Source organism: Pararhodobacter zhoushanensis (genome assembly GCF_003990445.1).
In the GTDB taxonomy this organism is placed as follows: domain Bacteria; phylum Pseudomonadota; class Alphaproteobacteria; order Rhodobacterales; family Rhodobacteraceae; genus Pararhodobacter; species Pararhodobacter zhoushanensis.
This window is the reverse complement of sequence record NZ_REEZ01000001.1, coordinates 873757-886301: the sequence shown is the minus strand read 5'-3', so window position 1 is coordinate 886301 and position 12545 is coordinate 873757. Positions and strand designations below refer to the sequence as shown.

The window sequence follows — 12545 nt, the reverse complement described above, 5'->3', positions numbered from 1 at the left end:
AAGGGCCGGTCTTGCGACCGGCCCTTGGGTTTCAGGCCAAGGGGCCTGATTATTCGCGGTTGCCCATGAAGTAGAGCAGGAACTGGAACATGTTCAGGAAGTCCAGATAGAGGCTCAGCGCGCCCGAGATCGCGGCTTTGTCCATCCACTCCTGATCACCCTGCGCGGCGTGGGCGACATAGGTCGATTTGATCGACTGGGTGTCATAGGCGGTCAGGCCTGCGAACAGCAGCACACCGATCCCCGAGATCGCGAACATCATCGCCGGCGATTGCAGGAAGATGTTGATGACCATGGCAACCAGCAGGCCGATCACGCCCATCACCAGGAACGTACCCATGCCCGACAGATCGCGCTTGGTGGTATAGCCATAGAGGCTGAGACCGGCGAAGGCGATCGCGGTTACCAGGAAGGTCTGGACGATGGAGAAATCGGTGTAGACCAGAAAGATCGAGCTGAGCGAGACGCCGATCATCGCGGCGAAAGCGAAGAAGCCGACCTGGACGGCGGCTGCCGACGCGCGGGTCATCAGCGTGCTGAACCCGAAGAAGATGAAGGCGAGCGGCGCGAACATCACGACATAGCGCAGCGGCGTCGTGTAAATCAGCGCCCCGAACGAGGTGAGGAATTCACCGTCACGCACCGCCATGACGAGGCCATCGGCATTGGTGGCCGCAGCGTTCATGTCACCCGTGACTGCCAGACCCGCGATGGCCCAGGCGCCCAGTGCGGTGATCAGCATGCCCACGGACATCGTGCCGTAGACTTTGTTCATATGGGCGCGCAGGCCCGCGTCGATCCGTGCGCCCAATGCGCCGGTGGTCGACGTGTTTGCCGTCTGGTAGTTGGCCATGAAACCCTCCGATGGAACAAGTTGAGCCGCAGGGCCTGCAAAGTGCCCTGCGATTGCGTCCAATATCGGTATTCTGGCCCGTCAGTTCAAGACGTTGCTGGTCACATAGACGCCAGATCTGCGCCGGTTTCAGCGCCAGTAGGTCGGGCCGTCCCAAAACGGGCGTTCTGCCTCGATCCGGGCCTGTTCCGGCGTCAGTCCGATGTCGGACAGGCGCGCCTCGTCCAGCTCGGCCAGCATGCGGCGCTGGCGGGCCAGCGCCGGGGCGTTGAGTAGCGCGCGCAGGAACGGACGCAGGCCCTTGCCACGAACGAGAGGCGTGGTGTTGCAGACGGTGGGCGTGGTCGTGGTCATGATCGCTCTCCTCGGTAGGGGATCGGGCCGCAAAGGGCGCTGGTTAACGGGTTCGCTATGAGTGCATGCTTTCGCATCACCGATGTTGATCTGTTACGGAGTTTCGGCGTATGATGTAAACGAATGTTTCTTATGGATGTCATCAGGGATTGTGATATGCGCCGAAACCTCGATCTCTCCGCCCTGCGCGCCCTTGCCGCCATTGCCGATTTCGGCGGCGTCACCCGGGCGGCACATGTGCTCAACCTGACGCAATCGGCGGTGTCGATGCAGATCAAGCGGCTGGAAGAGTCGCTCGATGTCACGCTGCTGGACCGCACGGGCCGGGGCGTCGCGCTGACCGCGACCGGGGATCAGCTGCTCGCCTATGCGCGGCGCATTCTGGCGCTGAACGATGAGGCGGTCGAACGTCTGACCGATACGGATTTCGAGGGCGAGATCGTCATCATCGTCCCGCATGACATTGTTTACCCACATATTCCGCAGGTTCTGCGGCACTTTCAGACGATGTACCCGCGCATGCAGGTGCAACTGCAGGCCCGCAACACGCGCAAAGCCAAAGAGGCTTTCAGCAAAGGCGATTGCGACCTGATCCTGACGACCGAGAGCCATTGCGAGCCGGGCGGCGAGACGCTGACCCGCCTGCCGCTGATCTGGATCGGCGCGCCGGGCGGGCTGGCGTGGCGCCAGCGCCCGCTGCGGCTGGCGCTGGGGCGCTACTGTGTGTTCCGGCCCGGCATTGTCGCGGCGCTCGACCGCGCAGGGGTGCCATGGGAAGCGGCGGTCGAATCAGAGAGCGACCGCACACTGGATGCCGCCGTCAGCTGCGACATGGCGGTGCATGCGCTGCTTGCCGGAACCGAGCCGCCCCATGCCGAGCGAATCGCCCATGGCGGCGCGTTGCCCGAGCTGAGCAGCCATCTGGTTAACCTCTATGTCCGCCCCGGCAGCCCCAAGCCCGGCGTCACTGCCCTTGCCGACCTGCTGCGCAAGGCGTGGGACAGTGACGGGCGGGCTTCGATGGGGCTGGCGGCGGAATAACCCTCAGTCGTCCATCGTCACCACGACTTTGCCGGTCGAGGCGCGGGTGCGCATCAGCTCCATCGCCTCGGCCGTGCGCTCCAGCGGCAGGGCGTGGCTGACATGCGGGTGCAGATCGCCCTTGGCATACATCGCGATCAGATCGGCCAGAGATTGGGTGATGACGTTCGGCGCAAAGACCGAATAGCCGCCCCAATAGAGGCCGATCACGTCGATATTCTTGACCAGCAGGATGTTGGCCGGGAACTGGGGGACGCCGCCCCCGGCAAAACCGATCACCACATAACGCCCTTGCGGCCGCAAGGCGCGCAGCGCGGCCGATGCCGCCGGTTCGCCCACCGCGTCATAAACCACATCGACGCCGCCCAACGCCTTGAACGCGGCTTTCAGATCGGCGCCTTCGCTGTCGATCAACACTGTTGCGCCTGCGGCCTCGGCCACCTTGAGCTTCTCAGGGCCGCGCGCCACGGCCACGACCTTTGCCCCCAGCTTCGCGCCGATTTCCACCGCCGTCAGCCCGACGCCACCGGCCGCGCCCAGAACCAGCAGCGTCTCACCCGCCATCAGCCGGGCGCGGTGCACCAGCGCGACATGCGAGGTGCCATAGGCCACCATGAAGCCCGCCGCCTGATCGAAGGGCATGCTGTCGGGCAGGGGCAGGCAGCGCTCAACCGGGAAGCAACCGTACTCGGCCAGCCCGCCCTTGCCCGCGAAACCCGCGACGCGCTGGCCGATGGTGAAGCCGGTGACACCCTCGCCCAGCGCATCGACGGTGCCCGCGACTTCCATTCCCATGACGAAAGGAGTCGGCGGCGTTTCCTGATAGGTGCCCTTGGCCATCAGCAGATCGGCAAAATTCAATCCGCAGGCCCGGATCCGCAGCCGGATCTCGCCAGCAGCGGGTTGGGGAATCGGCAGATCGGTCAGGGCAGGGGGGGTATCAGTCGAGGCCAGGACATAGGCGCGCATCGGGAACTCCGGCGAATTTCAGGGACGATTTGAGAGGGCAGAGTGGGGGCAGGGTTGCGCCAGAACAAGCGGAACCTAACGGCGAAACTCTGAAATTGCGTTTTGCAAAACGAGAATACACGTTTTGGTTGATGCGTTTTGCATTGCAGATTGCAAAACACGTCTTGATGGAAAGCGCTGAGGGTGCTTACATCGCAATGGGAGCATGCGTTGCAACGCAGGCTTGTCGTGACAGCAATCGATGCGCGCTTGGGGGGCGTGCGGCACATCCGGAACGCGAAACGCTCGCGACGCCCCTCACGCGGCGTTCAGGAACCCCTGTTTTCGGAATTAAACGGTGGTGAATGAAGAAAAATGGATCCTATGTCGAACGTTGGCACGAATATTGCTTCTGGCTCTGGTGATGACTTGGGTGAACGGCGGGATCTTCCGCCAGACTCCCGGAATGACAAGAGGAGTGAAGACGTGAAGCACCCTGTGGACGTGCATGTCGGCAAACGCATTCGCCATCGTCGCTGGATGGTGGGAATGACCCAACAGCAATTGGCCGATTCCGTTGGCATCAAGTTCCAACAGATCCAGAAGTACGAGACCGGCATGAACCGTGTCAGTGCCTCGCGTCTTTGGGATATCGCCCGTACGCTGGCCGTGCCGATTGGCTTCTTCTTCGAAGGCCTGTCGGGTGACGGCGCGGATGCGCCGGCGGTCGAAGCGGATCTGCTGGCCAACAAAGAGGCGATGGAACTGATCCGCGCCTATTACGCGATCCCCGAGGCGCAGCGCAAACGCCTGTTCGATCTGGCGCGCGTTCTGTCCGAAGCGGCCTGATCGTTGATCATAAGCGCCGGGCAGGCCTTGCCCGGCGCTTGTGGCGCTCCTAAACAGGGCGAGCCTGCCCCCGGTCCAGGAGACGCCGATATGCGCACCCCGCTTTCCCCCCCCGCCCGCGCCGAACTGTGGCGCACAGCGCATGCGCTTGCCGATGCGGCACGCCCCGCCGTTCTGGCGCATTTCCGCGCGACCGGACTCGAGGCGGACAACAAGGACGCCGCCGGGTTTGACCCGGTAACCGCCGCCGACCGCGCCAGCGAAGAGGCGATGCGCGCGGTGCTGGCCGAACTGCGCCCGCAAGATGCCGTGCTGGGCGAAGAACAGGCGGCGACGCCGGGCACCTCGGGGCTGACCTGGGTGCTGGACCCCATCGACGGCACGCGTGGCTTTCTGTCGGGCACGCCCACCTGGGGCGTGCTGATCGGGCTGGCCGATGACGAAGGGCCGCTGCTGGGCATCATCGACCAACCCTATATCGGTGAACGCTTCTGGGGCGGGCAGGGCGAAGCCATCGTCGAGGGGCCGATGGGCCGCCGCACGCTGCGCGCCCGCGCCCCGCGTCCGCTGAGCGAGGCCATCGTGTTCACCACCTTCCCAGAAGTCGGGACCGAGGACGAGGGCGCCGCCTTCCGCCGCGTTTCGGCCAAGGCGCGCCTGACGCGCTATGGCACCGATTGCTACGCCTATGCGCTGATCGCCTCGGGCCAGATCGATCTGGTGATCGAGGCGGGACTGCACCCTTATGACGTGATGGCGCCGATTGCCGTGGTTCAGGCGGCGGGCGGCGTGGTGACAAACTGGCAGGGCGGCCCGGCGCATCAGGGCGGACAGATCATCGCGGCCGCGAATGCGGCGGTGCATGCCGAGGCTTTGGCGCTGCTCAACGGGTAGCGGCGCGCCTCGGGGGGCATTGAGCCCCCGCTCGGCGCGCGCGGGGGGCGCTGCCCCCCACCGGGCCGTTCCGGCCCGCCCCCCGGGATATTTTCAGAGCAAAGAGGGGCGGGTCGGTTTGCCGGCCACCCAGGTGGCGGTGATCGCCCGGTCGTCGCCCATCATGAGGGTGGGAAAGAGCGCCTCCCAGAAGCTTTCGGCGCGCGCGGCGCGTTGGGCGATGGCGGGGGTTGAGGCGAGGTTGATGATCGCCAGATCCGCCTCGAACCCCGGCCTCAGCGTGCCGATGGTGTCACCCAGTCCCAGCGCCTGAGCCGAGCCCGCCGTTGCCAGCCACCACAGCTGCGCCGGGTGCAGGGCGGTGCCGCCAAGCTGGCCGATCTCATAGGCCGCCGCCATCGTGCGCAGCATCGAAAAGCTGGAACCGCCGCCGATGTCGGTGGCAAGCCCGACGCGCTGTCCCTCAGCCTTGAGACCCGCCATGTCGAACAGGCCCGAGCCAATAAAGGCGTTCGAGGTCGGACAATGCACCAGCGCCGCGCCGACCTCACGCAGGCGGGCGCGTTCGCGTGCTGTCAGGTGAATCGCATGGCCAAAGAGAGCATTCCGGCCCAGAAGTCCGAAGCTTTCGTACACGTCGAGATAGTCGCGCGCCTGCGGGAAAAGATCGCCGACCCAGGCGATTTCCTCATGCTGTTCGCTCAGATGCGTCTGCATCAGCGCCGACGGATGCTCGGCCCAGAGCGCCCCCAGCGCCGCCAGCTGATCGGGCGTCGAGGTGGGCGCGAAGCGGGGGGTGATCACATAGGACAGCCGGTCGACCCCGTGCCAGCGGTTCAGCAGGGTTTTGGACTGGTCATAGGCCGCCTGCGCCGTGTCGCGCAGCGTGTCGGGCGCGTTGCGGTCCATGCATGTCTTGCCGCCCAGCACCCGCATGCCGCGTGCCTGCGCGGCGGCAAACAGCGCGTCGACGCTTTCAGGATGGATGGTACAAAAGCTGCACACGGTCGTCGTGCCCTGCGCCAGCATCAGGTCAAGGCAGGTCTCGGCGGCCGTGGCCGCATAGGCAGGATCGCCAAAGCGCGATTCTTCGGGGAAGGTATAGGTGTCGAGCCAGTCAATCAGCCGCTTGCCCCAGCTGGCGATGATGCCGGTCTGTGGGTAATGCGCGTGGGCGTCGATAAACCCCGGTGAAATCAGCGCGCTGCCATAGTCGTGGATCGTCGCCTGTGGATGCTGCGCGCGCAACACCTCCGCCGGGCCGACCGCCTGAATGCGGCCGCCGTCGATCAGCACCGCACCGTTGCGCTCATGCTGCGCGGCGTCGGGGCCGCTCAGAAACGGGTCATCGGTAAAGGTGAGGGTCTGGCCAAGGAGCAGGTCGGGCATGGGGGGCTTTCACAGATCGGACAAGTCTTTATCGCAAGACTGTTTGCGCATAACAACCAGAGGCACGGGGCGATTCGGCACCGGGCGCTCACAGAGAAAATCCGGGAGGGCGCGATGACCGAGTTTGACCGCGACGACGAAAACGCACGCCAGACCCCGGAGCCCGGCATCCCGCTGCCCCAGGATCCGCGGTCCGAGGAGGAGAGCCTGAGTTCGGAGCGGTTCGATACCGTGCTCGAGGCCGTCGAGGCGGGCGATGCCGAGGCGATTGCCGCCGCGCTCGAACCGATGCACCCGGCCGATATTTCCGACATGCTGGAACAGATCAGCGCCGGCCAGCGTCAGGCGCTGGTGACGCTGTATCCAGAAGGCATCGACGGCGACGTGCTGTCGGAGCTCGAAGAAGGCGTGCGCGAAGAGGTCATGGACGCGCTGCCCCGGCAGGCGCTGGCCGAAGCCGTGCGCGAGCTCGATACCGATGACGTCGTCGACATCATCGAGGACATGGAGGACCACGATCAGGCCTTCATTCTGGGCGCGCTGGAAAGCGACGACCGGGCTGCCGTCGAAAGCTCGCTGGCCTGGCCTGAGGGCTCGGCGGGGCGTCTCATGCAGTCCGAGACCGTGGCCGTGCCGCAGGACTGGACCGTGGGGCAGACCATCGACCATCTGCGCTCGGCCGAATGGTTGCCCGACCAGTTCTACCACGTCATTCTGGTGGATGAACGCCACCGCCCGACCGGCTATGCGACGCTGGGCCGGGTGCTGGCGGCCAAACGCGACGTGTTGATGGCCGCGATCACCGAGGACAGTTTCCGCGCCGTCATCGCCACCGAAGAGCAGAGCGAGGTGGCGTTGATGTTCAACAAGTACCACTTGATCAGCACGCCGGTGGTTGACGGCTCGGGTCGGCTGGTCGGTGCGATCACCATCGACGATGCGATGATCGTGCTCGATGAAGAGCACGAAGAGGACATGCTGCGCATGGCCGGCGTCGGCGACGAATCCAGCCTGTCGGACGGTGTCTGGGACACGCTGCGCCAGCGCTTTCCGTGGCTGGCAGTGAACCTTGTGTCGGCCAATATCGCCGCCGGGGTGATCGGCATGTTCGAGAGCACGATCGCCCTGATCGTGGCGCTGGCCGCGCTGATGCCGATCGTGGCCTCGATGGGCGGCAACGCGGGCACGCAGTCGCTGACCGTGGCCGTGCGGGCGCTGGCAACGCGGGACCTGACGCCCTCGAACGCGGGGCGGGTCGTGCGGCGTGAGATCTTTGTCGGTCTTTTCAACGGGCTGGCCTTTGCTGTGATCATGGGCGGCATCGCCTGGGCGCTCTATGGACGCGACATCTGGCTGGGTGTCGTGATCGCGGCGGCGATGGTGATCAATCTGGTGGTCGCGGCGCTGGCCGGGGTGTTGGTGCCGCTGGTGCTGAGCCGCCTCAAGCTGGACCCGGCGCTGGCATCGGGCACCTTTGTCACCACGATGACGGATGTGGTCGGCTTCTTCTCGTTCCTTGGGCTGGCCACGCTGGTGCTGGTGTGAACAGCGTCGATCTGAGCAAAACCGAGGCGCGCAAACGCGCCTTCGCCGCGCGCAAGGCGGTGTTTGGCACGGGGCTGGATGCCGCCGCGCAAGCGCATCTGCGCGCGGCGCTGGCCGAGTTCGGTGCCGTGACGGTCTCGGGCTATCTGCCGATCCGCACCGAGATTGACCCGGTCCCGGTGATGGCCTCGCTGCCCGGTCCGGTCTGCGTGCCGGTCATTCCCGGCGCGGGCCAGCCGCTGAACTTCCACCTGTGGACGCCGGAAACCGCTCTGGTGGACGGGCCTTTCGGCGCGAAAGTGCCCGCCGAGGGCATAGCGGTGACGCCGCGCGTGCTGATCGTGCCCATGCTCGCCTTTGACAAACGCGGCTACCGGCTGGGCTATGGCGGCGGGTTCTATGACCGCACGCTGGCCAGGCTGCGCGCCGCGGGGCCGGTCACCGCGCTGGGCTTTGCCTTTGACGCGCAAGAAGCTTACGACGTGCCGATTGACGCCTACGACCAGCCGCTCGACGGGATCGTCACCGAAGGCGGGCTGCGGCGGTTCTAACCCAGCCCGGCGGCGCTGATCCGTTCCAGCACATAGGTGCGCAGGTCTTCAGGCCATCCGGCAATTTGTGCCGCCACGCCCGCCGCATCCCCGGCATAAAGCGCGCGTGTCGCCTCTTCAAATCCCGGCCGGTCGCCGCCCAGCACCTGCATCGCGCGGTAAATGGCATCGCGGCGCTGGGCCGCGCCGCCCTCGGCCTTGCGCGCCGCCGCCACCAGCCGCCGTAGCGTGGCCGAAGCCCCGCCGCGCTGCGTCGCCAGCCAGTCCCAGTCGGCCTGCAACAGCGTTACCTCGCGCGGGATCACCCCCAGCCTGGGCCGTCCCCGGCGCGGGGTAGGCGGGGTGCCGTCCCAGTCGCGCGGGTCCAGATCCACGATCCGGCCTGACGCATCGTCGAGCACCTGCACGGCACCCTCCAGCGCGCCCTGCGCCAAAGCGACGGGGGCGACCTGCGCGAGCGGGCCATGGGCGATACGGTCGGGGCCGCGAAAGGCTGTAACATGGGTCATGGGACGTACAAACACCAACACGGCACCCTTGTCAATATTACCCGGGTAATATTGACAAGGCCCGCGACTCTGCTATGACCGCCGCAAAGGAGACCCGCCATGGACCGCCAACAGCGCAAAGCCGCCCAGACCGATTACCGCGAGCGCAAGCCGCAGCTGGGCATTTATGCCCTGCGCGCGGATGGGCGGGTCTGGGTCGGGGCCAGTCCGACGCTCGACAAGATCGAGAACCGCCTGCGCTTCACGCTCTCGCAGGGCAGCCACCCCAACGCCGCGCTGCAGGCAGCGGCGGGGCAGGGGTATACGTTTGAGGTGCTCGAAGCGCTCGACCCCGAGACCCCGGCACTGTCGCGTGACCGGCTGCTCAAAGAACGGCTGGCGCATTGGGTGGCACAAACCGGCGGGCAGGGGATCTGAGCCGGTGGACGGCGCAGGGTTGGGGAGATAGCCTGCGCCTCAATCCCCTGTACCTTAGGTAAATCCCATGCGCCTGACCCGGCTTGAGACTTTTCACAACGAATTCGTCTGTTTCGTCAAAGCCACGGCCGAGGATGGCACCATCGGCTGGGGCCAGACCGCGACCTATAACGCCGACATCACCGCCGCCGTCTTTCACCGCCAGATCGCGCCCTGGGCGCTGGGGCAGGAATGCACCGAGATCCCCGCCCTGCTGGCCCGGATCGAACGGGCCGAGCACAAATTTCCCGGCAGCTACCGTAACCGCGCGTTGGCCGGGCTGGACACGGCGCTGTGGGACATGGCGGGCAAGCGCGCGGGCCTGCCGGTGGCGGCGCTGATCGGCGGCAGCGCCGGGCTGGTGCGCGCCTATGCCAGCTCGATGCGCCGCGACCTGACGGCGCAGGAAGAGGCCGAGCGCCTGACCCGGATCTGCGCCGAGCAGGGGTTCACGGCTGCCAAATTCCGTATCGGGGCCGAGTGCGGTCAGGACGTGGACCAATGGCCGGGCCGGACGGAAGAGATCATCCCGGCGGTGACCGGCGCGCTCAGGGGGCTTGAGACGCTGGTCGATGCGAACTCGGGCTTTTCGGTCGCGCGGGCCATCGCGGTGGGCCGGATGCTGCAAGACCACGGCGTCGGGCATTATGAAGAGCCGGTGCCATGGTGGGACCACATCGCCACCGCCCGCGTCACTGCCGCGCTGGAGATCGACGTGGCGGGCGGCGAGCAGGATGTCGAGGTGTCCAGCTTCGCCCGCATGATCGCGCAGAAGACCGTCGATGTGATCCAGCCGGACGTGATGTATCTGGGCGGGCTGACCAAGACGCTCCACGTCTGCGGTCTGGCCGCGACGGCGGGCGTACCGGTGACGCCCCACGCGGCCAATCTGGGGCTGGTGACCATGGTGACGATGCATTTGCTGCGGGCGATCCCGAATGCCGGCAAGTATCTGGAATTCTCGATCGAGGGCGACGACTACTACCCGTGGCAGCGCGATCTGTTTCTGGGCGACCCTTTTGCGGTCGAGGCCGGACATCTGCGCGTGAGCGAAGCACCGGGCTGGGGGGTGGAGGTCAATCCGGCGTGGCTGGAGCAGGCGATCTATCAGGATGCGGGAGAGGGCGCGCAGACCGCCTATGCCAAACTGTACCATGGGACGATGGCGCAGGGGCTGTGAGCCTGTTGGTGCCGGGGGGCTGCCGCCCCCCGGGCCCCCTGCTTCAAGGGGGACCCACGGGCCCCCCTTGAAAATCCCCCCGTGAGTATTTCCTGACAAGGTGAGGCAGGCATTGACGGGCCAAGCAAACCTGCTCATATGCGGCCATGACCGACCTTGACAGAATCCGCAATTTCTCCATCGTGGCGCACATCGACCACGGTAAATCCACGCTTGCCGACCGGCTGATCCAGCTCACTGGGACAGTCGCCGAGCGGGACATGAAGGCGCAGATGCTCGATACGATGGATATCGAGCGCGAGCGCGGGATCACCATCAAGGCCAACTCGGTGCGGATCGAATATCCGGCCAAGGATGGCAAGACCTATATCCTGAACCTGATCGACACCCCCGGCCACGTCGACTTTGCCTATGAGGTCAGCCGCTCAATGCGCGCCGTTGAGGGCTCACTGCTGGTCGTCGATGCCTCGCAGGGTGTCGAAGCGCAGACGCTGGCCAATGTGTATCACGCGCTGGACGCAGGCCACGAGATTGTCCCGGTGCTCAACAAGGTCGACCTGCCGGCGGCCGAGCCTGAGCGGGTCAAGGAACAGATCGAGGACGTGATCGGGCTGGACGCCAAGGACGCGGTGCTGATCTCGGCGAAATCCGGTCTGGGCATCCCCGACGTGCTGGAAGCCATCGTCACCCGTCTGCCCGCCCCCAAGGGCGACCGCAATGCGCCGCTGAAGGCGATGCTGGTTGACAGCTGGTACGACAGCTATCTCGGCGTTGTCGTCATGATCCGCGTCATGGACGGGGTGATCCACAAGGGCGACCGCATCAAGATGATGCAAACCGGCGCGGTCTACGGCGTCGACAAGCTGGCCGTGCTCAAGCCGCAGATGGTCGATATTGCCGAACTGGGACCGGGCGAGATCGGCATCTGGACCGGCTCGATCAAGCAGGTGCGCGACACCCGCGTCGGCGACACGATCACCACCGAGAAGAAGGGCTGCGAGACCCCGCTGCCGGGCTTCAAACCCGCGCAACCCGTGGTGTTCTGCGGGTTGTTCCCGGTCGATGCCAATGATTTCGACGATCTGCGTCAGGCGATTGAGAAGCTGCAGCTCAACGATGCCAGCTTCAGCTCGGAAATGGAAACCTCGGCCGCGCTGGGCTTCGGGTTCCGCTGCGGGTTCCTGGGGCTGTTGCATCTTGAGGTGATCCGCGACCGGTTGGAGCGGGAATATGACCTAGACCTGATCACCACCGCGCCCAGCGTGGTCTACCACGTCTTCATGCGCGACGGCACGCAGCAGGATCTGCACAACCCCGCCGATATGCCCGACCTGACCTATGTCGATCATATCGAAGAGCCGCGCATCAAGGCGACGATCATGGTGCCGGATGAGTATCTGGGCGATGTGCTCAAGCTGTGTCAGGACCGCCGGGGCATCCAGCTGAACCTGACCTATGCCGGCGCGCGCGCCATGGTCGAATATGACCTGCCGCTGAACGAGGTGGTCTTTGACTTCTACGACCGGCTGAAATCGATCACCAAGGGCTACGCCAGCTTCGACTACACGCTGACCGAGTACCGCGAGGATCATCTGGTTAAGATGTCGATCCTGGTGAATGACGAGCCGGTCGATGCGCTGTCGATGATGGTCCACCGCGACCGTGCCGAGATGCGCGGGCGCGCGATGGTGGAAAAGCTCAAGGATCTGATCCCCCGGCACATGTTCAAGATCCCGATTCAGGCAGCCATCGGTGGCCGGGTGATCGCCCGCGAGACCCTGTCGGCGATGCGCAAGGACGTGACGGCGAAATGCTATGGCGGCGACGTGACGCGGAAGAAAAAGCTGCTCGAGAAGCAGAAGGCCGGCAAGAAGAAGATGCGGCAATTCGGCAAGGTCGAGATCCCGCAGACGGCGTTTATTGCGGCGTTGAAGATGGATGATTGAGCGGCGTAGGGTGGGGTTTCACCCCACCTT

General features: G+C 65.4%; 13 protein-coding genes. 8 read left to right on the top strand and 5 right to left on the bottom strand.

Going from position 1 to position 12545, the window contains the following annotated elements:
• Positions 1 to 49: 49 nt before the first annotated feature.
• Entirely contained in the window at positions 50 to 853 is an 804-nt protein-coding gene (locus tag EAE28_RS04320; protein ID WP_127104572.1) for a Bax inhibitor-1/YccA family protein, read from the bottom strand.
• A gap of 129 nt (positions 854 to 982) precedes the next feature.
• Complete coding sequence (locus tag EAE28_RS04315; protein WP_127104571.1) at positions 983 to 1207, bottom strand: DUF1127 domain-containing protein; 225 nt, start codon at positions 1205 to 1207, stop codon at positions 983 to 985.
• 156 nt (positions 1208 to 1363) lie between these two features.
• Here EAE28_RS04315 and EAE28_RS04310 point away from each other — a divergent pair, with 156 nt between their 5' ends.
• Complete coding sequence (locus EAE28_RS04310; RefSeq protein WP_127104570.1) at positions 1364 to 2248, top strand: LysR family transcriptional regulator; 885 nt, start codon at positions 1364 to 1366, stop codon at positions 2246 to 2248.
• A 3-nt stretch (positions 2249 to 2251) separates the two neighbouring features.
• Here EAE28_RS04310 and EAE28_RS04305 read toward each other — a convergent pair whose 3' ends face one another.
• The gene (locus EAE28_RS04305) at positions 2252 to 3217 is read right to left on the bottom strand and encodes an NADPH:quinone oxidoreductase family protein (RefSeq protein ID WP_127104569.1); all 966 of its coding nucleotides are present in this window, start codon (positions 3215 to 3217) and stop codon (positions 2252 to 2254) included.
• Positions 3218 to 3682: 465 nt separating this feature from the next.
• Between EAE28_RS04305 and EAE28_RS04300 the strand changes: the two genes are divergently transcribed.
• A complete protein-coding gene (locus EAE28_RS04300; RefSeq protein WP_127104568.1) occupies positions 3683 to 4045 on the top strand; it encodes a helix-turn-helix domain-containing protein in 363 nt (120 codons plus the stop codon).
• Positions 4046 to 4135: 90 nt separating this feature from the next.
• On the top strand, positions 4136 to 4939 hold the full coding sequence (gene hisN, locus EAE28_RS04295; RefSeq protein ID WP_127104567.1) for a histidinol-phosphatase: 804 nt from the start codon (positions 4136 to 4138) through the stop codon (positions 4937 to 4939).
• 93 nt (positions 4940 to 5032) lie between these two features.
• Here the strand turns inward: hisN and guaD are convergent, their stop codons facing one another.
• The gene (guaD, locus tag EAE28_RS04290) at positions 5033 to 6328 is read right to left on the bottom strand and encodes a guanine deaminase (protein WP_127104566.1); all 1296 of its coding nucleotides are present in this window, start codon (positions 6326 to 6328) and stop codon (positions 5033 to 5035) included.
• Between the two features lie 114 nt (positions 6329 to 6442).
• Between guaD and mgtE the strand changes: the two genes are divergently transcribed.
• Together mgtE and EAE28_RS04280 are read left to right on the top strand one after the other, a co-directional pair.
• A complete protein-coding gene (gene mgtE / locus EAE28_RS04285) occupies positions 6443 to 7873 on the top strand; it encodes a magnesium transporter (protein WP_127104565.1) in 1431 nt (476 codons plus the stop codon).
• Positions 7870 to 8424: a 5-formyltetrahydrofolate cyclo-ligase gene (locus EAE28_RS04280; RefSeq protein ID WP_246022263.1), complete on the top strand. Its 555-nt coding sequence runs from the start codon at positions 7870 to 7872 to the stop codon at positions 8422 to 8424. Before mgtE ends, EAE28_RS04280 begins: the two co-directional genes overlap by 4 nt.
• Here EAE28_RS04280 and EAE28_RS04275 read toward each other — a convergent pair.
• Positions 8421 to 8933 (bottom strand): DUF2239 family protein, encoded by a 513-nt coding sequence (locus EAE28_RS04275; protein WP_127104564.1) that lies wholly within the window; start codon positions 8931 to 8933, stop codon positions 8421 to 8423. The genes EAE28_RS04280 and EAE28_RS04275 overlap by 4 nt on opposite strands.
• Before the next feature lie 99 nt (positions 8934 to 9032).
• On the opposite strand from EAE28_RS04275, the gene EAE28_RS04270 reads away from it, so the two are divergent.
• From EAE28_RS04270 to lepA, 3 genes are all read left to right on the top strand, one after another.
• Positions 9033 to 9350, top strand: coding sequence for a GIY-YIG nuclease family protein (locus EAE28_RS04270; protein ID WP_127104563.1), 318 nt, complete (start codon positions 9033 to 9035; stop codon positions 9348 to 9350).
• A 67-nt stretch (positions 9351 to 9417) separates the two neighbouring features.
• A complete protein-coding gene (locus tag EAE28_RS04265; protein WP_127104562.1) occupies positions 9418 to 10569 on the top strand; it encodes a mandelate racemase/muconate lactonizing enzyme family protein in 1152 nt (383 codons plus the stop codon).
• 146 nt (positions 10570 to 10715) lie between these two features.
• On the top strand, positions 10716 to 12515 hold the full coding sequence (lepA, locus tag EAE28_RS04260) for a translation elongation factor 4 (protein ID WP_127104561.1): 1800 nt from the start codon (positions 10716 to 10718) through the stop codon (positions 12513 to 12515).
• Positions 12516 to 12545 lie beyond the last annotated feature (30 nt).

Bases quoted from the DNA above. Each gene is read 5' to 3' on its own strand.
- EAE28_RS04310 (WP_127104570.1), top strand. From the start codon at position 1,364: ATGCGCCGAAACCTCGATCTCTCCGCCCTGCGCGCCCTTGCCGCCATT.
- guaD (WP_127104566.1), bottom strand. From the start codon at position 6,328: ATGCCCGACCTGCTCCTTGGCCAGACCCTCACCTTTACCGATGACCCG.
- lepA (WP_127104561.1), top strand. From the start codon at position 10,716: ATGACCGACCTTGACAGAATCCGCAATTTCTCCATCGTGGCGCACATC.
- EAE28_RS04320 (WP_127104572.1), bottom strand. From the start codon at position 853: ATGGCCAACTACCAGACGGCAAACACGTCGACCACCGGCGCATTGGGC.
- EAE28_RS04305 (WP_127104569.1), bottom strand. From the start codon at position 3,217: ATGCGCGCCTATGTCCTGGCCTCGACTGATACCCCCCCTGCCCTGACC.
- hisN (WP_127104567.1), top strand. From the start codon at position 4,136: ATGCGCACCCCGCTTTCCCCCCCCGCCCGCGCCGAACTGTGGCGCACA.
- EAE28_RS04275 (WP_127104564.1), bottom strand. From the start codon at position 8,933: ATGACCCATGTTACAGCCTTTCGCGGCCCCGACCGTATCGCCCATGGC.
- EAE28_RS04265 (WP_127104562.1), top strand. From the start codon at position 9,418: ATGCGCCTGACCCGGCTTGAGACTTTTCACAACGAATTCGTCTGTTTC.
- EAE28_RS04270 (WP_127104563.1), top strand. From the start codon at position 9,033: ATGGACCGCCAACAGCGCAAAGCCGCCCAGACCGATTACCGCGAGCGC.
- EAE28_RS04315 (WP_127104571.1), bottom strand. From the start codon at position 1,207: ATGACCACGACCACGCCCACCGTCTGCAACACCACGCCTCTCGTTCGT.
- mgtE (WP_127104565.1), top strand. From the start codon at position 6,443: ATGACCGAGTTTGACCGCGACGACGAAAACGCACGCCAGACCCCGGAG.